This window comes from Labrys sp. E2SS-1L (assembly GCF_057073705.1).
In genome coordinates, this window is the sequence record NZ_CP172712.1 from 3,707,754 (window position 1) to 3,731,288 (window position 23,535).

A 23,535-nucleotide genomic window follows, 5' to 3' on the forward strand; every position below is an offset into this window, starting at 1 on the left:
GATCCGTTTCGGCCTAGCCGTGCGCGCCGAACTCGAGGGCAATGGCGGCGCCGATGGCGAGAATCGTCCGATAGGTTCTTTCGATCGGATCGATGAGATTGCGCGTCAATGCCGCATAGTTTGACGGTGCATCGCCCGGATAGGTGAAAGGCTCGGCGAGACTGTAGCCTTCCATGGTCAGTCCATTCACCGGATAGGCATCGCGCAGCAGCGCGACGGCTTCGGGAATGCGCAGGCTGAAGATCAACTCCATGATGTCCTCGCGCGAGACATCGTTGCGCGTGGAGAATTTCGGCACCCGGGCGGCCATCAGCAATATGTGCTGCAGCAAGGCAAGTCGAACCGCCTGCAGCATGTCGAGCCTTTCGCGGTTTTCGGAGATCGACTTGCCCAGATCCTGCCCGGCAAGGTCGAGCAGGCGATGCAGCGAGATGGCATCGAGCCTGAGCCTTACCGCCAATTCGTTGATCGAGACGGCCCGGTCGTCATCCTCCAGCAATTGGGTGATGAACAAGCAGGGCTCCGCCAGATGCGGTTCAGCGCCGGCATAGGGACGCGTCGACCAGAAGGAACGATCGAACAGAGTCGAGAAGGCGGCCAGCGCCTTGATGCTGGAGCGCCGTTTCATGTGCACGACGTGCGAGGTCAGGCGACGCAGCCGGTCCGATTTGGCGAAGGTGTCGATGAAGCGATCCTCGTCGCCCCGCAGCGCCGTACCGAAACCGGCGATCACCGTGGCGGGATGGCCGAGCTGCTGCAGAATGGCATTGTGCGGAATGGCGCGGATACGCCGGACCTGATGCACCTCGCCGCCGGACACGTCGAACTGCCGGCGCGACTTGCGCGAGCCGGTTTCGTTCAGGAGGCCCTGGGCAAAAGAACCGAGCGCCCGGTGATAAGCATGATCATCGAGCAGTTTGCTATGAAAAGAGGCAAGCCTGCGGAAGAAGTCGAAGGAGAAGGTGGTGTTGGAATAGAAGGGATCGTCGCTGGCCGGCATTTCCCGCCAAGCCACTTCGGCTTCCAGCATGCGTGTCAGCGAGGCGAGGGCGAGTTCGGGCGTCTCGAAATAGATGAAGCCATCGCCCCCCTGAAAGCTGACCTCATGCTTGAGGGCAATGCCCCGGCTTTCGAATTCACGGCGGGCCCAGGGGCTCATCACATAGAAGGCTCGGTCCTCGAAATTGCCCTGGTGAGCGCCGCGCCCCGCCGATTCACCATGGGTGTCGAAGATCAGGACTTCGACATCCGTCAGCCGATGCCGCTCGCAGGCCCTGGCCAATTGGCCGTGCAGACGCTCGATTGCCAGCGCCGCGGTAATCTGGCCCATGAATCGGCCCGAATCGGAAAACCCGGTCTGGATCGCCAGCCGGCCACGCCGGCGCACCGCCTGGCGGTATTCCTCGATACCGAACAGCACATCGAAGAACCGCGAGGCGCCTTCCAGCGCCGTCGGCGTCTCGAACAGGGGCGAAACATCGAGCTTGTCCTCGACACCGAACAGGCGGGCAAAATAGACCGCGGCCATCACGGTCGCCGGCGCCTCGCATTCGGCAATGAGCAGACGGATGCTCGAATCCCGGTCGACATGTTTGAGGATCTGCGCCGCCAGCACGAATTGGCGTAGCGCCGTCTTCTGCTCGATGTCGAGCGAACCGAAATTGACGGAGACCGGCTGGGCCTCGCGAATGAATGTCGCCAGCCGTTCCAGCATCGAGCGGGAGGTGATGTTTTCCTCCGAATCGATATCGAGATGCTGGCGCATTGCATTGTGCAATTGCGTGGCATTGATGCGCATATGCACTTCGCCGACCCCGAAGCCGAGGGTCAGCATTTCGCTGCGCAGGGCAACGAGGTCGAGCGCGATCTCGGGCGGCGCATCAGCGATCGCGATGTCGATCAGGGCAATATAGGGCCGCACGCTGGTGGCCGCATCCGGATGGCGGGCCGTGAGAAGATCGGCCGCCTGCCGAAGCGCGGGACGATCGAGCGGCGACTGGCTGAAGGCCGCCAGAATGCCGCCATTCCAGGCACGCGTGCGCTCGATGCGAGCGCTCAGCTCTTCGAGACGCTGGGCGGTCTGGGAGTCTGGCCCGACCTGGGCGGCGATGCGCAGAACCTCGCCGAGATAGCGATCGATCTGGTGCTGCTTTTCAGCGAGGCGGAAACGGAAGGAATCGATCCAACGAATATCGGTGCGGCCATCGAGATCATAGCCGATCCACGTACCCAAGCCGGCATAGCCGACTGTAACGGCCCGCCATTCCGCCGATCGCCGTTCACGCAGGACTTCGGCGACGATACGAGCGAATTCACCGATTGCCGTCTTGGCGGCATCGAGGGCGACCATGGCGGCCGCATGCTCGACCTGCAGGGTAATGGGATTGTCCGGTGCCATCAACGCATCCGGCAGCGTGGCCTCGCTACCGCAGGCCATCCGTGCCAGGCATGCCCGATTGGCGCTGGAAAGCAGGAAGGTCGGATGTCCGGTGAAGACGATGCCAAGCTGGGTGCGCGCCAGCGGGGAAGCGCTCGAAACGCCGCGGCGACCGGTTGCGAGCAAATGTTCGGCCACACGGCGCAGGCTCTTGCGGTTGCTTGCCATGTCGAGCGGGCCGACATAGTCCCGCAGGGCCTCCGCGCGCGCCGCGAAGGTCTCCTGGCTGAGCCGCAGGGCAAGGGCCTCGAAATCCTCCCGCGTCAGGCGCCCGGCTTCAAGCTCGCGCGACAATTCGAAGGCCAGTTGGGCCACTGGATTGTAGCGCGGCTCGTCAACCAGCTTGGCGCGGGCGCTATCGAGCTTGTCGCGGCAGAAACGTTCGAGCTCGACGATACGGTCGTCAGGTCCAGGATCCGGCAAAGGTGCATCCATCTGGGTTCTCGGTCGACAGGTTCTTTTCAGGCGGTCCCATAAACCACCTCGGCATCGGAAACGAGCAAAAATCGTGCCGGAGACACAGCCAAAACGAAAGAATCGATCAACGCGGCCGGCCAGTTCGTTTCGATTGCGCTGAGTCTCCTTCATGCAGGACAGGGCTCAAGCGCGCGCGGGCTGGCAGTTCCCGCTTGGGTGTGCCCTATGGCGAGCGGCATTCGGCACCGATCCACACGCGCTAGCCGATACCACTCGTGCCGGCTGAAATCGCCGAGGAACGGAAATTCCACTCGGGTAAAATATGGGTGTCGGCTGACGACCGTCCCTAGCCCTTGGCTTTGACGAAACGCGAAAAGGCGTCGAGGGTGGCCTTGCTGACGTGGTGTTCGATACCCTCGGCATCCCGCCGGGCGGTATCGGCGTCGATTCCTAGGGCCAGCAGAAAAGCCTCGACGATATGATGGCGCTCACGGCTGGCCTCGGCGAGCGCCTGGCCCGCTTCGGTGAGGAAGACGCCGCGATAGGGGCGCTGGGCCACGAACCCCTCGTCCGCCAATCGTTTCAGCATTTTGGCAACGGTCGGCTGGGCCACGCCGAGACGGGCAGCGATATCGACCTGCCTGGCTTCGCCGCCGTCGCTGATCAGGTCGGCGATCAACTCGACATAGTCCTCGATCAGTTCGAGGCGGCGGGCTTCGCGCGCCTGGCGGAAACTCTCGACGTGGACGACGGCGTCGACCAGGCCCGGTTCGGGGGGTGAAAGCGCAGCGGAACGTTTCATGCCGGCTCTCCTAAGCTGATTCCGGTGTGCATCCCAAGGCGGCGAGCAATCGCTGGCAGCCGGGTTTGCGGCATTGCAATTGCGGGTATGCCCGATCCGCGTAGCCTTATCAATGGCGGCGATGAAATACAGCCTTGGCGTTTATCCATTGACCAATCTTTAGAGTATAGCATATGCTATATTCATCGACATGGAATGATGCGGATCGTCGTGGTGGAGAAGGGTATGAGTGCGGATGGTGCGGGAGCGGCCTCGGCCGAGCAGGGGGGCTGGCGTGCGGCTCCCGAAGAGGAACGGCGGCCAAGTCTGGGGACGATGAATGCCAGCATTCCCGTGCCGAAGACGGGTTTGTGGGTGCGCCGATTCCTGGCCTTTCTCGGCCCGGGTTACATGGTGTCCGTCGGCTATATGGATCCCGGCAATTGGGCGACCGACATCGCCGGAGGCTCGAAATTCGGCTACACGCTGTTGAGCGTGATCCTGCTGTCGAACCTGATGGCCATCGTGCTGCAGGCCTTGGCGGCGCGGCTCGGCATCGTAACGGGGCGCGACCTCGCCCAGGCCTGCCGCGACCATTATTCCCGCCCGGTGAACCTCATGCTCTGGTTCGCCTGCGAATTGGCGATCATCGCCTGCGACCTCGCCGAGGTCATCGGCACGGCCATCGCCCTCAATCTCCTGTTCGGCATTCCCCTGGTCTACGGCGCCATCATCACGGCGGTCGACGTCTTCCTGGTGCTGATGCTGATGCAGCGCGGCTTCAGGACGCTGGAAGCCTTCGTGATCGCGCTTTTGATCGTGATCTTCGGCTGCTTCATCATCCAGATCGTTCTGGCTGCGCCCGCAATCCACGATATCGTCGGCGGGTTCCTGCCGCAGGCCAAGATCGTCACCAATCCCGAGGCTCTCTACATCGCCATCGGCATCATCGGCGCCACCGTGATGCCGCATAACCTCTATCTGCATTCCTCGATCGTGCAGACCCGCGCCTATGAGCGCACGGAGGAGGGCAAGCGCTCGGCCATCCGCTGGGCCGTGACCGACAGCACCATAGCGCTGATGCTGGCCCTGTTCGTGAACGCGGCCATCCTGATCACGGCAGCAACCGTGTTCCATCAGAATGGCCGAACCGATGTCGAGGAGATCGAGCAGGCCTATCAATTGCTGTCGCCGATGCTCGGTGTGGGCATCGCCTCCACGCTGCTGGCGGTTGCCCTGCTGGCCTCGGGCGTCAACTCGACGGTAACGGCCACGCTCGCCGGCCAGATCGTGATGGAGGGCTTCCTCCACCTGCGCATCCCGGACTGGGCCCGCCGCCTGATCACGCGCGGTATCGCCATCGTGCCGGTGGTCGCCGTCACCGCCCTCTACGGCGATCAGGGCACCAACAAGCTGCTGGTGCTCAGCCAGGTGATCCTGTCGATGCAACTGCCCTTCGCGATCATCCCGCTGGTCCGCTTCGTCTCGGACAAGCGCAAGATGGGAGCCTTCGTCACGCCGGCCTGGCTGACGATCCTGTCCTGGATGATCGCCGGCGTCATCCTGGTTCTGGATATCAAGCTGCTGGTGGACACCTTCACGGGGGCCTGAACCCAGCGAAAGGCATGATGAGTGCCGCAGCCGTTGTGACAGCGTCGGGTCCGATCTCGAAATCGGGTCCGGCGCTCTAGTCATACCAGGGCGCGTAAGGGCCGACCCGTCATTGCGAGCGAAGCAATAACGGAGTTGGGTGAGCCAAACTTTATGCAGGCTTGTCCTATATGCGCCAAAGCGGATTATGCTGTTGGCAGCGTCAGGTCAGTTCGCATGCACAAGGGCCAGGCGGGCCAGGCGCTCGGCCGTATCCTGGGAGCCCGCCTTGGCAGCAGCTTCGTAGAAAGCCTTTGCCTGTGCCGCATTCGCCTGGGAGGCGTCCTTGACGATGGCAGGATCATAGGTCTCGGCCAAAGCGAACAAGGCGCGAGGATCGGTGCCGCTTCGATAAGATTCGAGAGCCTCCCTCGCGCCGACCACGTCACCGCCGGCCAACAATTCACGCGACGACTGCACGGCCTGGTCGATCTCGTCCAGGGTAATGGCAATGGTGCTGACATTGCGCGTCGCGCTCTGCGGAGCAGGCACCGAAGCCGGTGCGGGAGACGTGACGTTCGGGGCCGGCGCGGCAGCCGGGGGCGGTGCGGCGGCAACCTTCGTCTCCGGTGGAGCCGAGGCAGGCGGCGCGACCATACTGCCCAAAGATTGCAGCTTCTCCGGATTGGCCCAGAAATAGGCTCCGACTGCGGCGATGCCGGCCGCGAGCAATACGGAGGCGATCAGGGCCGGTGGAATTTTGATCTTTGCCCAATTGCGCCTGGAAACATGCGTATCATTGGCATTGGCCGCCGGATTGACACCGAAGCGCGTGGTTTTCCGCGCCGGTGCCGGCTGAGGCACGACCGGTTTTTCTTCCTTGACCGCAGGAGCAACGGGCGTCGCTCCTGCATCAGCATATGCTGCCAATGAACTGCCGCCATTTCTCAGGTCCAGATCCTGCGGCGGTTCGGCCGTCGCGCTTACCGTCGACATGCGCGGCCGTTCGCGCGAAGGCGGGCCACGGAATTCGAAGGCTTGCTCGGCCTCGGGGCCTGGCTGCTCGGGAGCGGGAGCAGGCGTATCCAGCGACGCCGCACGCGGCATCTTCGGCGGTTCGACCTGCGCCTTCTTCTCCGTCTCTGGCGCGATCTCGATGAAGAGTGCTTCGCCGAAATCGAAGCCGTTGTCGTCCGCACTGTCCTCGACTGCCGGCGCGGAATCTGCCCGCACGGCAGCAGGTGGAGACGGAGGCTCGGGTGTCGGTACGGGCTTCGCTTCGGCTTCCGGGACTGGCGCCTCGGTGGGGCGGGTCCCAAGTTCCTTCGGCGGCGACGCCAGCGCCACCAGATGATCGAGGGAGGGGGAAGAGGGCTTGACCTCAACCGGCCCCGATTCGTTCAACTTTGCTTGGGTCGACTCGGCTTGCGCCGGCTTGGCTTCCTTGGCTTCGGCCGTCTCGACGACCGCCCTTGTCTCGGCAGCGCCGGCCTCATTGGCCGGCTTGGGCACGATCAGGCGCGGATCACGAGCGGACGGGGAAACAGCACGCTGCGCCGTGGCCGCGGCCTGCTTTTCCTTCAAAGCCTCCGCAGCCAAGCGCGCATTTTCCATATGGCGCTGAAATGCTTCGCGAACAGCCGCCGCGAGAGCCTCGTCTTTCTTCAGGGGTTCAGCCATATCGTTCCCACCCAAACGCTACACGGGCACCCACTGTGACGTGAAAAAAGGCCATCCAGCCGCGAGAGCGGAAAAGATAGCGTCCGGAGGAGTGCCTGCGCAAACAAATTCTTTAACCATTTGTTAACGAAGATGCAGCCTGGGTCGACGCACTGCCCTGAAAAGTTCACGAATATGGTTAAGGCGCTCCACTAGAGCCGAGCAAAGCCCGTTTGGGGATGCTACGATGTTGCAGTGCGACAACAAGATACGGTAGGGGCAGGGAATATTCGGGCTTGATGCTTTACGCCGCGACGCTTTTCGGGGATTGCTGTGTCGCCTTCCGGCTAGGCGGCGTCGGGCCAAGGCTTTTTCACGTGACCGCCTGCGTTCTTGCGTGTTTCCTGGAGCCGAACGCGTTCATGCGTGAGCGCGTTTTGCTCTAACTCTTTGGTTCGATGCGTCTTTGCGATTCCAGGCGATGCCGCCAAATCGCAAAACGCTCTAGGAAGGATTCGTCACATCCTTCCGACCCGTGATTGGGGCATCGCAGCCGGGCTGTAACACCAGCATCGGCGCCTGACGCCCAGGAGGAATTCGTGTCCGTTCAAAATCAGTCCCAGCGAGTCACCGCGCCGCAGATCCGCCTGCGCAAGGGAGGAGAGCCGATCGTGGTTCTCACCTCCTATCACACCCACACCACGCGCATCATCGATCCCTTCGTCGACTGCATCCTGGTCGGCGACAGCCTGGGTATGGTCATGCACGGCATGGAAACCACGCTGCCGGTGACGCTGGAGATGATGATCCTGCAGGGCAGGGCAGTGATGCGCGGCTCCTCACATGCCCTCGTCGTCGTCGACATGCCGTTCGGTTCCTATGAGGAATCGCCGCAGCAGGCCTTCCGCAACGCGGCACGGATCCTGAAGGAAACCCGCTGCGGGGCGGTCAAGCTCGAAGGCGGCGAACGCATGGCCGAGACCATCCGCTTCCTCACCGAACGCGGTGTGCCGGTGATGGCCCATGTCGGGCTCACACCACAATCGATCATGGCGCTCGGTTCCTTCCGGGCCCAGGGACGTGAAGAAGTCGATTGGGCCCCGATCGAGCGCGATGCCCAGCTGGTTGCCGAAGCCGGTGCCTTTGCCGTGGTGCTCGAAGCGATCGCCGAGCCGCTCGCCGCCAAGATTTCCGCCAATATCCCGATCCCGACCATCGGCATCGGCGCCTCGCCGACCTGTGACGGACAGGTGCTGGTGCTGGAGGACATGCTGGGGCTGTCCGACCGGGTACCGAAATTCGTCAAGCGCTTCGGTTCGCTCGGCGACCAGATCCGCGAAGCCGTGCAGGGCTATGCCGAGGCGGTGCGCGACCGCAGCTTCCCGGCGGCCGAGCATACCTATGGCATGAAGAAGAAATAACCCCGGCAGGACACTCGTCTGCGCCCTCCCGTCGGAAGGGCGCAGACGCAAGCCATCATTGGAAGGCGACCTCATTGAAGCTGCGCAGCTTGCGGGAGTGCAGCTGACGCTTGTCCGTCTCGCGCAGCAGCGCCATGGTCTCCAGGCCGACGGCGAGATGTTGGGAGACCCGTTCGCGATAGAAGGAATCCGCCATGCCCGGCAATTTCAGCTGGCCGTGCAGCGGCTTGTCAGAAACGCACAGAAGCGTGCCATAGGGCACGCGGAAGCGGAAGCCATTGGCCGCGATGGTGCTCGATTCCATGTCGAGGGCGATAGCACGGCTCTGGATGAAGGGCAGGTTCTGCACCGTCGAGGGGCGCAGTTCCCAGTTGCGGTCGTCCACGGTGGCGACCGTTCCCGTCCGCATCACCCGCTTGAGGTCATAGCCGGTCAATCCGGTGACCCTTCCGACAGCGCGTTCGATCGCGATCTGGATCTCGGCGAGAGCCGGCACAGGCACCTCGCGCGGCAGATCGGCATCCAGCACCTGGTCCTGGCGCAGATAGGCATGGGCGAGCACATAGTCACCCAGCATCTGCGAATTGCGCAGGCCCGCGCAATGGCCGAGCATCAGCCAGGCATGCGGCCTGAGCACCGCGACATGGTCGGAGATGTTCTTGGCGTTGGACGGACCGACGCCGATATTGATCATGGTGATGCCGGAATCATCGGCGCGCTTGAGATGATAGGCCGGCATTTGCGGCAGGCGTGGTGGATGATGGCCGGTCACGTCGAGCTGCTGGGTTTCCCCCCCAAGCTCTGTGACGACATTGCCCGGCTCGACAAAGGCCGTGTAGCCCGACCCTAGCGAGCCCCCTTCACCCTTGGCCAGGATGGTCTGTGCCAGCCGCACGAATTCATCGATGTAGAACTGGTAGTTGGTGAAGATCACGAAATTCTGGAAATGCCGCGCCGAGGTGCCGGTATAGTGCTTCAGGCGCATCAGCGAGAGATCGATACGCGGCGCGGTGAACAGCGCCAGCGGCTTGGCACCGTCGGCAGAGCGCACATCGATGCCATTGGCGATGCGATCGTCCATGATGGTGAGATCGGGCACGTCGAAGATCTGCGGCAGCAGGGCGAGACGCCCATAATCAAGGCCGCTTTCGGCATGGAAGTCTTCGCCGAGCGCGAAATGGATCGGAATCGGCGTGGAGCTCTCGCCCACTTCGACATCCACACCAGTATTGCGCAGCAGCAGCGCGATCTGTTCCTCCAGATAGCGGCTGAAGATGTCCGGCCGCGTCAGCGTCGTCGCATAGGTGCCGGTATCGGCTACGAATCCGAACGGCGTACGCGCATCGAGCGTGGGCAGGCTGTCGGTGTTGACACTGACATAGGGGTAATAGGCGCGAATGCGGTGATCGAAATCCTTGCCACGGGTGAACGCCGTGAAGGCCTCCCGTAGGCGCGCGGTGTTCGCGTCATAGAGCTGCGTGATCGCCGCTACGGCCGCTCTCGCATTGTCGAAGCGGCGGGGCTTAGTAGTCATTCCAATTTCGAAGCCGCGCTGCGGCTCTCCCTTTTCAATCTTCTAGTTCAGCCCAGGTGACATCGCAACGACATCCCATCGCGGCGCCGATGAAATTTCCAACCGTGACATGGACTGCAAAGGATTTGGCGGTATAGGGCGTCATCATCGAATGGAGACCGCTCATGTTCGCCAGGTATCTGCTTGCCATCGCGGCTATGGCCTTCTTGCTGCTGCCCGGCCACGGGCTGGCGCAGGAAGCCGAAGGCATCCGCAAGGCACAGGTCCTGCAACAGGCCGTCGAGGCGATGCAGAAGGTGCTGCTGTCAGGCCCTTCCGTGGTGACCCTGGACAATCGGGCAACGCTGAAGCTCCCGCAAGGCACTGGTTTCGTACGCCAGCCGGAAGCGGGCGCTTGGGCTTCCGCCTCGGACTACCCGAGCGATCCCGGTGTTCTCGGCATGCTGGTGCCGACCAGCGAGCAGAACTGGGTGGTCTTCATCCATTATCGCTCCGGTGTGCGCATCGACGATGCCGAAGCCACCGGCTGGAATGCAGACGATCTGCTGGCGCGCCTCAAGGCGAACACGGAGGAAGGCAATGCCGAGCGTAAAAAACGCGGCGAGCCTCAGCTCGAGGTTCGCGATTGGCTGGTCAGGCCCCATTACGACGAGGCGCAGAATACGCTGATCTGGGGCGCGATCAGCCCCGAAAAGGGTGGGGAAGCCGATGAGGGCACGGCCAATATCCACGGCTATGCGCTGGGCAATGAGGGCTATTTCGAGCTTACCCTGGTCTCGCCGGCCGCCGAGGTGCCATCCTATGTGCCGATCGCCCGGTCCTTCCTCGCGGGCCTGCAATTCACCGCCGGCAATCGCTACCAGGATGCGGCGAAGGGAAAGCTGGAAGTACGACCGGTCACGAGCCTGATAGCCCCCACCTCGCCCGACCTTCGCGCTACGGCGCTGGCCTATCTCAAGGCGAACTGGTTGTGGCTAGTGGCTGTGCTGCTGGTACTGGCCATTCTCGCCGGCAGCGCGCTGCGAGCCCTGCGGCGGTGAAAACCGCTGGAATACCGAGATTTAATCTCGGTTTGGGCGGCTAGGAGCGCTGTTTGCTTGACGGCAAGGGGCCGCTCCTCTACGCCGAAAACACATCTCGCGCCAGCGCGAACCAAGGCGTCCTGCGATTGGGTGGAAAAACCTCGAATCGCAAGGACGCATCCAACCAAAGAGTCAGGGCAAAGGGCGTTCTTGCTACAGCGCGCCATGCTCTAGAGGATACGAGCCGGGTCTATGACCGATATCTTCCAGGAAGTCAGCGAGGACATGCGCCGTGAAAAGGCGCAGAAGCTCTGGGCGAAATATGGCAATTACGTTCTCGGCGCTGCTCTCGCCGTGGTCATCGGCGTGTCGGGTTACGTCGCCTACCAGCATTACCTGAAGCAGCAGGCCGAAGCCACCGGCGCGCGTTTCCAGGAAGCGATTTCCCTGGCCCAGAGCGGCAAGACCAAGGAGGCTGCGGCTGCCCTCGGCGCGCTGATGAAGGACGGCAGCGCCGGCTATCAGACCCTTGCCCGTTTCCGCCTGGCGGCGGAGACCGCCAACGACAAGGTCGAGGATGGCATCAAGGCCTATGAGGCGCTGGCCGCCGATTCCTCGCTCGGTCCGGTGCTGCAGAGCCTCGCCAAGGTGCGCGGCGGCTATCTCATGGTCGACACCGCCTCCTATGCGGATCTCGCCGGCAAGATCGAGCCCCTGACCGCAGCGGGCGAGCCCTGGCGGCATTCGGCGCGCGAGGTCCTCGGCCTGGCGGCGTGGAAAGCCAAGGATCTCGCCAATGCCTCCAAATGGTACCAGGCCGTGATCACCGACAAGGACGTGCCGCCGGCGCTGCGTCAGCGGGCCGAACTGATGCTGCAGCTCATCGCCTCCGACCAGCCTGCCAAGGCCTGACCATGGCTGTCTCCATCGCCATCGTCGGCCGGCCCAATGTCGGCAAGTCGACCTTGTTCAACCGTCTGGTCGGCCGCAAGCTTGCCATCGTCGACGACCGTCCGGGCGTGACGCGCGACCGGCGTGAGGGCGACGCCAGGCTCGGCAGCCTCCATTTCAAGGTGATCGACACGGCAGGCCTCGAGGTCGCCGATGACGCCTCGCTCGCCGGGCGCATGCGCGCCCAGACGGAAGCGGCCATCGCCGAATGCGACCTGATCCTGTTCATGTTCGATGCGCGCGTCGGCGTGACCCCGGCAGACGAACATTTCGCGGAAGTCGCGCGACGCTCGGGCAAGCCCGTCATAGCGGTCGCCAACAAGACCGAGAGCCGCACCGGCTTCCAGGGCGCCTATGAAGCCTATGCGCTCGGGCTCGGCGATCCCGTGCCGATCTCGGCCGAGCATGGCGAGGGCATGGCGGATCTTGCCGAGGCGATCGTCGCGGTCGCGCCGGCCACCGGCTATGAGCCCGAGGAAGAAGTCGCGGAAACCGACGCGGTCGTCAGTGGCGAGGAAGGCGAGGAAGAGGCGATCGGTCTCGGTGCCGGCGTGGTTCGGCCGCTGCGTATCGCCATCATCGGTCGGCCGAACGCCGGCAAGTCGACCCTGGTCAATGCCCTGATCGGCCAGGATCGCATGCTGACCGGCCCCGAGGCCGGCATCACCCGCGACACCATCTCGGTGGACTGGACCTGGCGCGACAAGCGTATCAAGCTGTTCGACACCGCCGGCATGCGCAAGAAGGCCCGCATCGAGGACAAGCTCGAAAAGCTCTCCGTTTCGGATGGGCTGCGGGCGGTCCGTTTCGCGGAAGTGGTCGTGCTGCTGCTCGATAGTGCCACGCCCTTCGAAAAGCAGGACCTGCAGATCGCCGACCTCGTGGAACGCGAGGGCAGGGCAATCGTCATCGGCCTCAACAAATGGGATCTGGTCGAGGATCGCCACAAGGCGCTGGCCAGCGCCCGGGAGATGTTCGAGCGCCTGCTGCCGCAATTGCGCGGTGCGCCCGTGGTGACCTTGTCCGGTCTGTCGGAGCAGGGCCTCGACCGCTTGATGGAGGCCGCTTTCCGTGCCTTCACGACGTGGAACCGCCGTGTGCCGACGGCTCGCCTCAACCGCTGGCTCGGGGGCGTGCTCGAACATCATCCGCCGCCGGCCGTGTCGGGTCGCCGCATCAAGATCCGCTATATGACGCAGGTGAAGACTCGCCCGCCGCACTTCGCCATCTTCGGCAACCAGCTCGACGCACTGCCCGACAGCTTCCAGCGCTATCTGGTCAATGGCTTGCGCGAGACTTTCGACATGCCCGGCGTGCCGATCCGGCTCAGCCTGCGCTCGCCGAAGAACCCCTTCGATCGAAAGAAATAGACAGTCCTGGGAGCGCGGACATCTTGTCCGCCTCTTCTTGTCGTCGAACGTGTGTCCGCGCTCCCAGGATTATTCCGGCGCCTTGAATCTCAGGAAGCGCTCCTGCCGCATCTCGTAGACCTGCCCGGTCTCGATAAGATCCGGGCTCGCGAGCTTGAGGATCGAGGGCGCGATGCTGGAGGGGTGGGGCAGGGTATCGGCATCTTCGCCCGGCATGGCGGCCGCACGCATATGGGTGCGGACGGGGCCGGGGGAGAAGAGGTTGGCCCGGATCGGCGAATTCACCGTCTCGGCAGCATAGGTCGCCACCAAGGAGTTGAGGGCCGCCTTGGTGGACGCATAGAGCCCCCAATAGGCCGTCGACTTCCAGGCCGTGCCCGACGTGATGAAGATGGCGCGTCCGGCATCGGATTTACGCAGCAGGGGATCGAAGGAGCGGATCAGGCGCCAATTGGCCGTGACGTTCACCGCAAACACATTGTCCCAATCCTTGGGCTCGATATGGCCAAGGGGGGAGATCGCGCCGAGCGCCCCGGCATTGCCGATCAGGATGTCGAGCTTGCCATAGCGCTCGAACAGGGTGTAGCCGAGCCGATCGATGCCGTCCCCGTCCTTGATGTCGAGGGGAACCAGGGTCGCGGCGCCGCCCTTCTGGCGGATTTCATCGTCGAGATCCTCGAGCGCTCCAACGGTGCGGGCCACGGCGATGACATGCGCACCGGCCTCGGCCAGGGCCACGGCCGTGGCACGGCCGATGCCGCGCGATGCGCCGGTGACGAGCGCCAGGCGGCCTTTGAGAAGATCGGACATCGGAAAACTCACAGGATGGAAAAGTCTGCCATGTCCCACCCCGAACCGGGGTGGGGACGCGTCAGCTTGCTTCGGCGAGCAGGGAGAACTGCTGCTTGGCACCTTCTCCCACCACATCGGTCAGGAAGGTCGGATAGTCGCCGGTGAAGCAATGATCGGTGAACTGCGGGCGGACAGAGTCGCGCTGGTCGTAGCCGCATGCCTTGTAGACGCCATCGACCGACAGGAAGGCCAGTGAGTCCGCGCCCATATAGGCACGCATGGCTTCCAGATCCATCCGCGCCGCCAGCAGGTTTTCCCTGTCGGGCGTATCGATGCCGTAATAGTCGGGATGGGTGATGGGTGGGCTGGAAATGCGGAAATGCACTTCCTTGGCGCCGGCATCGCGCATCATGCGCACGATCTTCACCGAAGTGGTGCCACGCACGATGGAATCGTCGATCAGCACGACACGCTTGCCTTCGATGACCGAACGGTTGGCGCTGTGCTTCATACGCACGCCCATTTCACGAATGGCCTGGGTCGGCTGGATGAAAGTGCGCCCGACATAATGGTTGCGAATGATGCCGAGTTCATAAGGCAGACCAGCGGCCTGAGCATAGCCGATCGCCGCGGGCACGCCAGAATCCGGCACCGGTACCACCACATCGGCTTCGACGCTGGCTTCGGCGGCAAGCTGGGCACCGAAACTCTTGCGCACGGCATAGACACTACGGCCGTGAACGATGGAGTCCGGACGGGCGAAATAGATATACTCGAAAATGCAGGGGCGGGCAGGCACGCGCGGGAAGGGCTTCAACGATTCCACGCCGTCCTTGGTGATGACGACGACCTCGCCATTCTCGATGTCGCGCACGAAGCGGGCACCGATGATGTCGAGGGCGCAGGTCTCGGAGGCAAGGATGTAGCAGCCATCGAGTTCGCCCAGCACCAGGGGGCGAATGCCGAGCGGATCGCGGGCGCCAACCAGCATATGGTTGGTCAGTCCGACAAAGGCATAGGCTCCCTCGATCTGGAACAGGGCGTCGATGAAGCGATCGATGAACTTTTCACGCGTCGAGCGTGCGACCAGATGGAGGATCACCTCGCTGTCCGAGGTGGCCTGGAAGATCGAACCGCGGGCGATCAGTTCGCGCCGCAGCGTCAGCCCATTGGTGAGATTGCCGTTATGGGCCACGGCGAAGCCACCGCCCTCGAGTTCCGCAAACAGGGGCTGCACGTTGCGCAGGATAGTGCCGCCCGTCGTCGAATAGCGGGTGTGGCCGATGGCCTGGGAGCCGGGCAGGCGCTCGATGACCTCCCGTTTGGAGAATGTGTCGCCGACCAGCCCGAGCCGCCGTTCCGAATTGTAGCGCGCACCGTCGAAGGTGACGATACCGCAGGCTTCCTGGCCACGATGCTGCAGGGCATGGAGGCCGAGGGTCGTGATCGCCGCGGCCTCGCTGTGTCCGAAGATGCCGAACACACCGCATTCCTCACGCAGGCGGTCGGCGTCGAGATCCAGATCGTCGTTGTCACGGGCCATGGCGCTCACTTGGATTTCTTCTCCAAAAAGGGGTGAGCGGCCCGAAACCAGGTTTCGCCGCTCCGTTCGACATTGAGATAGTACCACCGATCGACTTTTCCAGCATGCCTGCTGGGAAGTTTGCTGTGGCAATGCAATCGCATCATTGCGCTGGCGCCGCCGGAGCCGGGGTTGCCGGCTGGGTCTGCGGAGCGGCGGGAGCGCCGGCGGCGTCCGGATCCGGCTCCTGCGTGTTGGTGTTGGTATCGGCACCAGGCCCGATCACTTCGTTGGCCCGCAACTGCTTGAGGATCACGTTTTCGGGATCGCTCGGCAGCAGGGTGAGGATCCAGTCACGCCCGGACACCAAAAGCTGACGGGATTTGGCATCCTGCACCCAGGTCGGTTCCGACTTGGGCGGTACCAGATAGCTGAAGAAGATGAAGGCGACGATGGCGAGCAGGAGGCCACGAGCCGCGCCGAACAGGAAGCCGAACGTACGATCGATCGCCCCGATCCGGCTGTCGAGGATCATGTCGGAGATGCGGATGGTAATGAAGGAGGCGATCAGGAGAACGAGCAGGAAGATGCCGGCACCTGTCGCAATACGAGCCAGCGTATCGTTCTTGATATAGGGCGTGACCAGCGGCAGCACCCGCGAGAACAGCAACAAGGTGGCTATTGCGGCAGCGGCCCAGGCGGCAATGGCCAGAACTTCGCGGGTGAAGCCTCGTACCATTGCGAGAAGGGCCGAAATCAGCATGACGCCGATGACGATCAGATCCAGCAGCGTTACGGGCATTGGCGGTCTATCCTGATTTGGAAGCAGTGTTTCCCGGTAAAGCCCACGAATGGGTTTTACCGGGAAACACTGCAAATACCTGCATAGGCGACGCGACAGACAGGGCCGCGCGCCTTTCTATAACGACGGTTCGACACGGCGTCACCCATTTGCTGCAGCGCAATCGGCGGAAATGCCCGCTTCATGGCGAAACTTTAGTGGATTTCCGCCTTTGGCTTTCACCAGAGGCGGCAATATCCGCAACAAGTGTCGCAAGTGAGGCAACGCCATTCACGCGTATGCCGCTATCCGAGCCCGACTCGTTTCCCGGCACAGGACACACGGCGCGATGGAAACCAAGCTTGGCCGCTTCCTTCAAACGGGGGCCGGTGTGAGCCACCGGCCGCACCGATCCGGACAGTGAGACTTCGCCGAAATACACGGCATCCGCCGGCAGGGGGGCGCCTGTGAGGGAGGAGATCAAAGCAGCCGCCACGGCGAGATCGGCCGCAGGCTCCTGGATGCGCAAGCCGCCGGCCACGTTGAGATAGACGTCGTGCCCCCCGAGCTTGACGCCGCAATGGGCTTCGAGCACGGCGAGCACCATGGACAGGCGGCTGGTATCCCACCCCACCACGGCGCGCCGCGGCGTGCCCAGGCTCGTCGGCGCCACCAAAGCCTGCATCTCGACGAGAAGCGGCCTCGTGCCCTCCATACCGCCGAATACGGCCGTGCCCGGTGACCCGAGATCGCGCTCCGACAGGAACAAGGCGGAGGGATTGGTCACTTCACGCAGGCCGAGCCCGGTCATCTCGAACACGCCGATCTCGTCGGTGGGGCCGAAACGGTTCTTCACGCCGCGCAGGATGCGAAAATCACGCCCGCCATCGCCCTCGAACGACAGCACGGCATCGACCATATGCTCGACGACACGCGGGCCTGCGATCTGCCCGTCCTTGGTGACATGGCCCACGAGGATGACGGTACTGCCCGAACGCTTGGCGTAGCGGATCAGCGCCTGCGCCGAGCCGCGCACCTGCGTAACCGTGCCGGGAGCCGATTCGACCGTATCCGTCCACATGGTCTGGATCGAATCGATAACCACCAGGCGGGGCGGCGGGCCGTGCTCGAAGGTCGCCAGGATGTCCTCGACCGAAGTCTCGGAAGCCAGCTCCACCGGAGCGCTGGCAAGCCCCAGCCGCTCGGCTCGCAGGCGCACCTGTGCCGCGGCCTCTTCGCCCGATATATAGATGACCCGGGCGTTGCGGTTGGCAAGCGCGGCGCAGGCCTGGATCAGAAGGGTGGATTTGCCGATGCCTGGGTCGCCTCCCAGCAGGAGGACGGAGCCCCGCACGAAGCCTCCGCCGGTGACCCTGTCGAGTTCCCCGATACCAGAGACCAGGCGCGGTGCTTCGTCGGTCGATCCCGTCAGGCTTTCGAGTGCAAAGACGCGCCCCCGGCCTCTTGGACGCTGCGAGGCGGGAACGGCCGCGATGGCGCTGGTTTCCTCGGCGATCGAGTTCCACTCGCCGCAGGCATCGCATTTGCCCTGCCAGCGATTATAGGCGGCACCGCAATTCTGACAGACATAGGAGGGGCTTCGTTTGGCCATGACGCCCTTCTAGCGGGCGGGTCGAGTCTGATCAAATCCGACAGACCGGCCCGGGCCACAATCACGAGGCTTGACGCGTGCCACGAAATTCTCGGCGATGAATTGCCCGCCGAGCGAGCGAGTTCAACCCACAGACCAGGAACCACCGCCCCTTGCAGGCACGCCGAGCCACAACCTATATCTGGGCAATCATGCCCCCCTGGAACAGTCCATGTCGCGCCCGCTGACCGTCACCATTCCCCACAGCCTTGGCCGTGCCGCCGCCCGCAAGCGCATCGAGGATGGCATTGCGCAATTGCGCGACAGCTATGCCGGGCAATTCACGGCGCTCGAGGAGAATTGGAACGGCGATAGGTTCGAATGCCGCCTGAGCGTGTTCAAGCAGACCATTTCGGGTAGCGTCGACGTCGGCGACGACACGGTGACGGTGAGCATCCTGCTGCCGATCTTCCTGACCATGCTGGCTGACAAGGTCACTACGCTGATACAACAGCGCGGCCAGGTGTTGCTGGATCACAAGACTTAACCCGCAGAGCGATGCCCGAACGCATTCCGGGGCGGCGGCATCATTCGCCGCCGGCTCGCTCCGGATGCAGAATCATACGCTTCGTGCGTGCGACGGTGCGCCGTAGGGCGACAGTGCATTTCACGATCGGGCCGAGGAAACACCACCAGATCCTCTGATAGTCGCCGCGCTCGTCCTCCACCGTGCCGATGCCGTATTTGTGCACTTCATCCCGCGTCGCCAGATAGGCCGTGCCGGCGATCCAGTCCCAGATCGACAATCTCGAACCCATATTCTTGTCCCAGTGCTTGCGGGCCACGCTGTGATGGACCTGATGCATGCGGGGACTGATGAAGATGCGGTCCAGGATCCCGAAGCTGATGGAAAAATGCGTGTGCTGGAGCGTGCCCAATGTCAGCAGCGAGAAGACCAGCGATGCGCTCGCCTGCATCGCCAGGAGCTCGACGATGGAAAAACCGTAGAAGAATACGATCAAGGTGACCGGGATGACACGGCATACGCCGATGAATACGGCATCGAGAAGTACGCCTACCGGATGCACCCGCGAGGCGGTAAGTGGCGTCAGGAAGGTCGCCGAATGATGAACCTTATGGAATTCCCAAAGATAACGATTCTTGTGCTGGGTATAATGACTTATGAACTCTCCAAGATCGGAAAACATGAACATAATTATACATAATATGACAATCGTCACCGGCCCAGCTTGCAACTTCTGATCGAACTGGAACCAGGCACTCAACGCCACCCCGGCTTTTTCCGCCAGGAACGTGGTCAGGATCGCTGCGAAAAGAGCCACCCATCGAAAAGAGAATTTGATAACGAAGTAGAGGAGAACGTCGATTTTCGTCGAGTGGCTAAGCCATCCCGAAGCAGGCATAAAAAAGCGAAGAAACCCTCGAATATTTCGACTGGCGCTCGCATCTGTCAGCAAGAACAAGAAAGCAAACACACCACCCGATACGAATGTTGCCATCATCAACAATATATTGATGCGTGCCATCGCAAAATCAGTAACAGCAGCGATGACATCCGAAACGATCGGCATGAGATTACTTTCCGTAAGCTCTCAAATGAGAAATCAAGAGCAGCAAACCGCAAAATCTCGATTGTCAAAGACGGCGATGAAAGTCAACATCGTCGGCGAAATCGAGCCCCCCGGGAACAATCTCGTAGAGAAATAAGCTCAGTCAACACGATGCATGGGTGAAACGAAGGTCAAGGGCAGCGACCTTCCCCGGACCGCCGAGGAAGAGCTCCCGTCAGCCCGGCAGGTGGCAGACCGCCTCGATATTATGGCCATCCGGATCGAGCACGAAGGCTGCATAGTAGTTGGGATGGTAGTGGGCCCGAATTCCTGGTGCGCCGTTGTCGCGCGCACCGGCGGCCAATGCGGCGGCATAAAAGGCATCCACCGCCTTCCTGTCTTTCGCAGCGAAGGCAATGTGGAAGCTGCCTTCCCGGGTGTCGCCATCCCCAATCCAGAACTGGGGCCGCCCATCCGCACCATAGCCGCAATGGGCGCTGCTGCCGGTCATCTCCCGCGTGACTTCCTTTTGCACCGAATAGCCGAGCGGTGCGAGAACCCGGTCGTAGAAGGCACGGGAATGTCGATAATCACGAACCGGAAAGCCGAAATGGTCGATCATTGCATTCTTCCCGAGCAGCGCCTGTGGTGACCGGCGGCAAGGGCAGGCGCTATCGCCTAGACCGCCAAGTGCCGATCATAACGCGTACCCAGGCTGGTGAGTATCTCATAGCCGATGGTACCGGCACGGCGCGCTACCTCGTCGACCGGCAGATGCGGCCCGATCAGTTCGACCCAATCGCCCCGTTTCACAGTGCCCGCCGGCAGATCCGTCACGTCGATCGCCGTCATGTCCATCGAGATGCGTCCGGCGATCAGGCAGTATTTGCCGGCGACATAAGCCAGCGCCGAGTCGAAATCGTCGGAGGAGGAGCCCGAACGCATGTAGCCGTCGGCATAGCCGATGGCCACCATGGCGATGCGGGCGGGCTGCCGGCTCGTCCAGGTCGCACCATAGCCGACATATTCGCCCGGCAGCACGCTGCGAACCTGCAGGACCTGGGCTGAAAGGGTGATGACCGACTGCATCGGATTGGGTTGACCCGGCAGGGGGTTGGAGCCGTACAACGCCACGCCTGGGCGCAGCAGATCGTAGCCGATCTCTGCCGGCAGGAAGGTGCCGTAGGAATTGCAGAGGGAGGCGGGCACATCCGGATAGAGCGACCTGACGCTGGTAAAAGCCTCGAACTGCCGGGTATTGAGTGGGTGTTCGGGCGTGTCGGCGCAAGCGAGGTGGCTCATCAGCAAGGAAGGCTTGAAGAGCTCTCCCTCTGCGACCAAGGCACGGGCTTCATCCACGCGCAGCCCGAGCCGGGACATGCCGGTATCCACATGCAAGGCAGCGCCTCCCTGCCAGCCGGTGGCGGCAACGAAGGCGGACCATTCTTGCAGCTCCTCGCGCGAGCCCAGGGCCGGCCGCAGGGCATTCGCGGCAAACCTGTCGCCATGGCCGGGCGCGAGGCCGCTGAGGACATAGATCGTCGCATCCGGGGCAAGCTTGCGCACGCGAATGCCCTCGTCGATCTGGGCGACGAAGAAGGTACGGCATCCGGCCTGGCTGAGGGCGGGTACGACATTGTCGATGCCCAGCCCATAGCCATCGGCCTTCACCACGGCCGCGCATTCGGCCTTGGGCCGCTGCTGCCCACAGCGCCGCCAATTCGCGGCGAGGGCGTCGGTGTCGATGGTCAGGCGGGCATAAACGGGGGGCAGGGAATCGGTCATGCGCAGACCATAGAGCGGGTTGGAATCGGGCGGAAGGCGAGACCGCAAAGATCGCGCCATCAAGATGGTCGGCGCCTACTCGCCGGTCTGGATCGGCAAGTGATCGGTGCGGGCAAGATTGCCGAAACGGGTGACGTCGGCATCGAACTGAACCTTCACGGTGCCGGTTGGACCGTGGCGCTGCTTGCCGATGATCACTTCGGCGACACCGGCCAGGCTTTCCATCTCGGCCTGCCACTTGAAGAACTCCTCGGTGCCTTCCTTGGGCATCTTGTTCTTCACGTAATATTCCTCGCGGAAGACGAACATCACCACGTCGGCGTCCTGCTCGATCGAGCCGGATTCACGCAGGTCCGACAGTTGCGGGCGCTTGTCGTCACGCGATTCCACCTGGCGCGAAAGCTGGGACAGGCCGATGAGCGGCACGTTCAGCTCCTTGGCCAGTGCCTTGAGGCCCGTGGTGATCTCGGTGATTTCCTGCACGCGGTTCTCGCTGCCCTTCTTGCCCGAGCCGGTGAGGAGCTGGATGTAGTCGACGATCAGGAGATCGAGGCCGCGCTGGCGCTTCAGGCGGCGCGAACGCGCCACGAGCTGGGCGATGGAGATGCCGCCGCTGTCGTCGATATAGAGCGGCGTCGTCTGCATGTCCTGGCTGGCGGTGACGAGACGACTGAACTCGTCCTCGGATAGGTCGCCGCGTCGGATCTTGTAGGAGGGCACGTTGGCCTGCTCGGCCACCACGCGGGTTGCAAGCTGCTCGGCCGACATTTCCAGCGAGAAGAAGCCGACCGCACCACCATCGATGGTCTTGCGAGAACCGTCGGGCTGGATCTCGAACTTGTAGTTCTTGGCGATGTTGTAGGCGATATTGGTGGCGAGCGACGTCTTGCCCATGCCCGGGCGCCCGGCGAGGACGATAAGGTCGGACGGCTGCAGGCCGCCCATCATGCGGTCCAGATCGTCTAGACCGGTGGCAAGCCCCGACAACTGCCCATCGCGCTGATAGGCGGCGGAAGCCATGTCGATGGCATCCTTCAGCGCGTCCGAGAAGGTCGCGAACCCGCCTTCGTTGCGCCCGGTTTCGGCCAGTGCGAACAGCCGGCGCTCGGCCTCCTCGATCTGATCGCCGGGCGTCATGTCGACGGGAGCGTCATAGGCGACGTTGACCAGTTCTTCCCCGACCTGGATCAGGGAGCGCCGGAGCGCGAGATCATAGATGATCTGGCCATAGTCGGCCGCGTTGATCACCGTGGTGGCCTCGGTGGCGAGGCGAATGAGATATTGCTGGGTGGTGAGCCCGCCAATGTCCTGGTCCGGCCCGAGAAAGGTCTTCAGCGTGATAGGCGTCGCCATCTTGCCGGCCCGCACCAGGCTCGAGGCGATTTCGTAGATCCTGCGATGGAAGGGATCGAAGAAATGCTCGGGCAGCAGGAAGTCGGAAACCCGGTAGAATGCCTCGTTGTTGACGAGAATAGCGCCGAGCAGGGCCTGCTCGGCCTCGACATTGCTGGGGGCCTGCCGAAAGGTCACGGCTTGGCCGGTCTCAAGCTTGTGTACGGTGGCTTCGACAGGTGTGGACATCAGGCTCTTGGGATCGTGATTCGTCGGGCGGCAAGCTTAGCACGCTCGCGGGGGCCCTTGGCCTTCGATCGGCAATTCACAGTGATTCACAACCGGGCAAAATAAAAGCCGGGCGACAAGCGCCCGGCTCTTGATCGTGTCAAAGGACCGAGAATCAGACCTCGGGCTGCTCGCCGGTGCCGGGAACGCCGGGGATCTCGATGTCCTCGGGGTTCTCGAAGGTGTCCTCGTCGTCCTGCGGGGCCAGCACGTCCTCGCCACGGATCTGGCGCTCGGCTTCTTCGGGCGAGCGGGCGATGTTGGCGGTGACGGTGACTTCCACTTCCGGATGCAGGTGGACGAGCACCTTGTGCAAGCCGATGGTCTTGATCGGGGTGTTCAGCACGAACTGCGAACGAGCCACGGTGAAGCCGCCGGTGGTCGAGGTCTCGGCAAGATCGCGGGCCGTGACCGAACCATAGAGCTGGCCGGTCTCGCCGGCCTGGCGGATCAGCGTGAAGGTCTGGCCTTCCAGCTTGGCGGCGACGGCTTCGGCTTCCTTCTTGAGCTCGAGGTTGCGGGCTTCGAGCTGCACGCGCTCCTTCTCGAAGCGCTCCTTGTTGGCCTTGGTGGCGCGCAGGGCCTTGTTGTTGGGCAGCAGGAAGTTACGGGCATAGCCGTCCTTCACCTTCACCGTCTCGCCCATCTGGCCAAGCTTGGAAACGCGCTCCAGCAGAATGACTTCCATGTT

General features: G+C 62.9%; 19 protein-coding genes. 6 read left to right on the plus strand and 13 right to left on the minus strand.

The features are described from left to right. Positions 1–13 precede the first annotated feature (13 nt). Together ACIGJE_RS17190 and mntR are read right to left on the minus strand one after the other, a co-directional pair. Entirely contained in the window at positions 14–2,872 is a 2,859-nt protein-coding gene (locus tag ACIGJE_RS17190) for a phosphoenolpyruvate carboxylase (RefSeq protein WP_415084903.1), read from the minus strand. Positions 2,873–3,200: 328 nt separating this feature from the next. Further along, the gene (gene mntR, locus ACIGJE_RS17195) at positions 3,201–3,656 is read right to left on the minus strand and encodes a manganese-binding transcriptional regulator MntR (protein ID WP_149255206.1); all 456 of its coding nucleotides are present in this window, start codon (positions 3,654–3,656) and stop codon (positions 3,201–3,203) included. Positions 3,657–3,881: 225 nt separating this feature from the next. Between mntR and ACIGJE_RS17200 the strand changes: the two genes are divergently transcribed. Then, a complete protein-coding gene (locus tag ACIGJE_RS17200; RefSeq protein WP_311938513.1) occupies positions 3,882–5,246 on the plus strand; it encodes an Nramp family divalent metal transporter in 1,365 nt (454 codons plus the stop codon). Positions 5,247–5,453: 207 nt separating this feature from the next. On the opposite strand, the gene ACIGJE_RS17205 is transcribed toward ACIGJE_RS17200, so the two are convergent. After that, complete coding sequence (locus ACIGJE_RS17205) at positions 5,454–6,905, minus strand: hypothetical protein (RefSeq protein ID WP_415084905.1); 1,452 nt, start codon at positions 6,903–6,905, stop codon at positions 5,454–5,456. Between the two features lie 578 nt (positions 6,906–7,483). Between ACIGJE_RS17205 and panB the strand changes: the two genes are divergently transcribed. Beyond that, positions 7,484–8,305, plus strand: a complete 822-nt coding sequence (panB, locus tag ACIGJE_RS17210) for a 3-methyl-2-oxobutanoate hydroxymethyltransferase (RefSeq protein WP_311938412.1) — start codon at positions 7,484–7,486, stop codon at positions 8,303–8,305. 55 nt (positions 8,306–8,360) lie between these two features. Here the strand turns inward: panB and ACIGJE_RS17215 are convergent, their stop codons facing one another. Beyond that, positions 8,361–9,839, minus strand: coding sequence for an AMP nucleosidase (locus tag ACIGJE_RS17215; RefSeq protein ID WP_068295109.1), 1,479 nt, complete (start codon positions 9,837–9,839; stop codon positions 8,361–8,363). A 164-nt stretch (positions 9,840–10,003) separates the two neighbouring features. Here ACIGJE_RS17215 and ACIGJE_RS17220 point away from each other — a divergent pair, with 164 nt between their 5' ends. From ACIGJE_RS17220 to der, 3 genes are all read left to right on the plus strand, one after another. After that, on the plus strand, positions 10,004–10,879 hold the full coding sequence (locus ACIGJE_RS17220; protein WP_483678156.1) for a DUF2167 domain-containing protein: 876 nt from the start codon (positions 10,004–10,006) through the stop codon (positions 10,877–10,879). Positions 10,880–11,113: 234 nt separating this feature from the next. After that, a complete protein-coding gene (locus ACIGJE_RS17225; RefSeq protein WP_068295105.1) occupies positions 11,114–11,773 on the plus strand; it encodes a tetratricopeptide repeat protein in 660 nt (219 codons plus the stop codon). A gap of 2 nt (positions 11,774–11,775) precedes the next feature. After that, a complete protein-coding gene (der, locus tag ACIGJE_RS17230; protein ID WP_483678159.1) occupies positions 11,776–13,182 on the plus strand; it encodes a ribosome biogenesis GTPase Der in 1,407 nt (468 codons plus the stop codon). Between the two features lie 69 nt (positions 13,183–13,251). Here the strand turns inward: der and ACIGJE_RS17235 are convergent, their stop codons facing one another. The 4 genes from ACIGJE_RS17235 to radA form a co-directional block, all read right to left on the minus strand. Continuing rightward, entirely contained in the window at positions 13,252–13,992 is a 741-nt protein-coding gene (locus ACIGJE_RS17235) for an SDR family NAD(P)-dependent oxidoreductase (protein WP_483678161.1), read from the minus strand. Positions 13,993–14,053: 61 nt separating this feature from the next. Next, positions 14,054–15,517 (minus strand): amidophosphoribosyltransferase, encoded by a 1,464-nt coding sequence (purF, locus tag ACIGJE_RS17240; protein WP_311938426.1) that lies wholly within the window; start codon positions 15,515–15,517, stop codon positions 14,054–14,056. 142 nt (positions 15,518–15,659) lie between these two features. After that, complete coding sequence (locus ACIGJE_RS17245) at positions 15,660–16,298, minus strand: CvpA family protein (protein WP_311938427.1); 639 nt, start codon at positions 16,296–16,298, stop codon at positions 15,660–15,662. A 181-nt stretch (positions 16,299–16,479) separates the two neighbouring features. Beyond that, complete coding sequence (radA, locus tag ACIGJE_RS17250; RefSeq protein ID WP_311938429.1) at positions 16,480–17,889, minus strand: DNA repair protein RadA; 1,410 nt, start codon at positions 17,887–17,889, stop codon at positions 16,480–16,482. Positions 17,890–18,100: 211 nt separating this feature from the next. Here radA and ACIGJE_RS17255 point away from each other — a divergent pair, with 211 nt between their 5' ends. Beyond that, a complete protein-coding gene (locus ACIGJE_RS17255; protein WP_311938431.1) occupies positions 18,101–18,415 on the plus strand; it encodes a polyhydroxyalkanoic acid system family protein in 315 nt (104 codons plus the stop codon). 40 nt (positions 18,416–18,455) lie between these two features. Here the strand turns inward: ACIGJE_RS17255 and ACIGJE_RS17260 are convergent, their stop codons facing one another. The 5 genes from ACIGJE_RS17260 to rplI all read right to left on the minus strand — a co-directional run bounded on the left by ACIGJE_RS17260 (position 18,456) and on the right by rplI (position 23,532). Further along, complete coding sequence (locus tag ACIGJE_RS17260) at positions 18,456–19,460, minus strand: sterol desaturase family protein (RefSeq protein WP_367622725.1); 1,005 nt, start codon at positions 19,458–19,460, stop codon at positions 18,456–18,458. Positions 19,461–19,674: 214 nt separating this feature from the next. Beyond that, positions 19,675–20,061, minus strand: a complete 387-nt coding sequence (locus tag ACIGJE_RS17265) for a VOC family protein (RefSeq protein ID WP_311938435.1) — start codon at positions 20,059–20,061, stop codon at positions 19,675–19,677. A 56-nt stretch (positions 20,062–20,117) separates the two neighbouring features. Beyond that, complete coding sequence (gene alr / locus ACIGJE_RS17270; protein WP_483678165.1) at positions 20,118–21,224, minus strand: alanine racemase; 1,107 nt, start codon at positions 21,222–21,224, stop codon at positions 20,118–20,120. 75 nt (positions 21,225–21,299) lie between these two features. Beyond that, positions 21,300–22,805: a replicative DNA helicase gene (locus ACIGJE_RS17275; RefSeq protein ID WP_311938439.1), complete on the minus strand. Its 1,506-nt coding sequence runs from the start codon at positions 22,803–22,805 to the stop codon at positions 21,300–21,302. 154 nt (positions 22,806–22,959) lie between these two features. Continuing rightward, positions 22,960–23,532, minus strand: a complete 573-nt coding sequence (rplI, locus tag ACIGJE_RS17280) for a 50S ribosomal protein L9 (RefSeq protein WP_311938441.1) — start codon at positions 23,530–23,532, stop codon at positions 22,960–22,962. Positions 23,533–23,535 lie beyond the last annotated feature (3 nt).

Coding starts and splice junctions, on each gene's coding strand:
- ACIGJE_RS17190 (WP_415084903.1), bottom strand. CDS start 2,872: ATGGATGCACCTTTGCCGGATCCTGGACCTGACGACCGTATCGTCGAG.
- mntR (WP_149255206.1), bottom strand. CDS start 3,656: ATGAAACGTTCCGCTGCGCTTTCACCCCCCGAACCGGGCCTGGTCGAC.
- ACIGJE_RS17200 (WP_311938513.1), top strand. CDS start 3,882: ATGAGTGCGGATGGTGCGGGAGCGGCCTCGGCCGAGCAGGGGGGCTGG.
- ACIGJE_RS17205 (WP_415084905.1), bottom strand. CDS start 6,905: ATGGCTGAACCCCTGAAGAAAGACGAGGCTCTCGCGGCGGCTGTTCGC.
- ACIGJE_RS17215 (WP_068295109.1), bottom strand. CDS start 9,839: ATGACTACTAAGCCCCGCCGCTTCGACAATGCGAGAGCGGCCGTAGCG.
- ACIGJE_RS17220 (WP_483678156.1), top strand. CDS start 10,004: ATGTTCGCCAGGTATCTGCTTGCCATCGCGGCTATGGCCTTCTTGCTG.
- ACIGJE_RS17225 (WP_068295105.1), top strand. CDS start 11,114: ATGACCGATATCTTCCAGGAAGTCAGCGAGGACATGCGCCGTGAAAAG.
- der (WP_483678159.1), top strand. CDS start 11,776: ATGGCTGTCTCCATCGCCATCGTCGGCCGGCCCAATGTCGGCAAGTCG.
- ACIGJE_RS17235 (WP_483678161.1), bottom strand. CDS start 13,992: ATGTCCGATCTTCTCAAAGGCCGCCTGGCGCTCGTCACCGGCGCATCG.
- purF (WP_311938426.1), bottom strand. CDS start 15,517: ATGGCCCGTGACAACGACGATCTGGATCTCGACGCCGACCGCCTGCGT.
- ACIGJE_RS17245 (WP_311938427.1), bottom strand. CDS start 16,298: ATGCCCGTAACGCTGCTGGATCTGATCGTCATCGGCGTCATGCTGATT.
- radA (WP_311938429.1), bottom strand. CDS start 17,889: ATGGCCAAACGAAGCCCCTCCTATGTCTGTCAGAATTGCGGTGCCGCC.
- ACIGJE_RS17255 (WP_311938431.1), top strand. CDS start 18,101: ATGTCGCGCCCGCTGACCGTCACCATTCCCCACAGCCTTGGCCGTGCC.
- ACIGJE_RS17260 (WP_367622725.1), bottom strand. CDS start 19,460: ATGCCGATCGTTTCGGATGTCATCGCTGCTGTTACTGATTTTGCGATG.
- ACIGJE_RS17265 (WP_311938435.1), bottom strand. CDS start 20,061: ATGATCGACCATTTCGGCTTTCCGGTTCGTGATTATCGACATTCCCGT.
- alr (WP_483678165.1), bottom strand. CDS start 21,224: ATGACCGATTCCCTGCCCCCCGTTTATGCCCGCCTGACCATCGACACC.
- ACIGJE_RS17275 (WP_311938439.1), bottom strand. CDS start 22,805: ATGTCCACACCTGTCGAAGCCACCGTACACAAGCTTGAGACCGGCCAA.
- rplI (WP_311938441.1), bottom strand. CDS start 23,532: ATGGAAGTCATTCTGCTGGAGCGCGTTTCCAAGCTTGGCCAGATGGGC.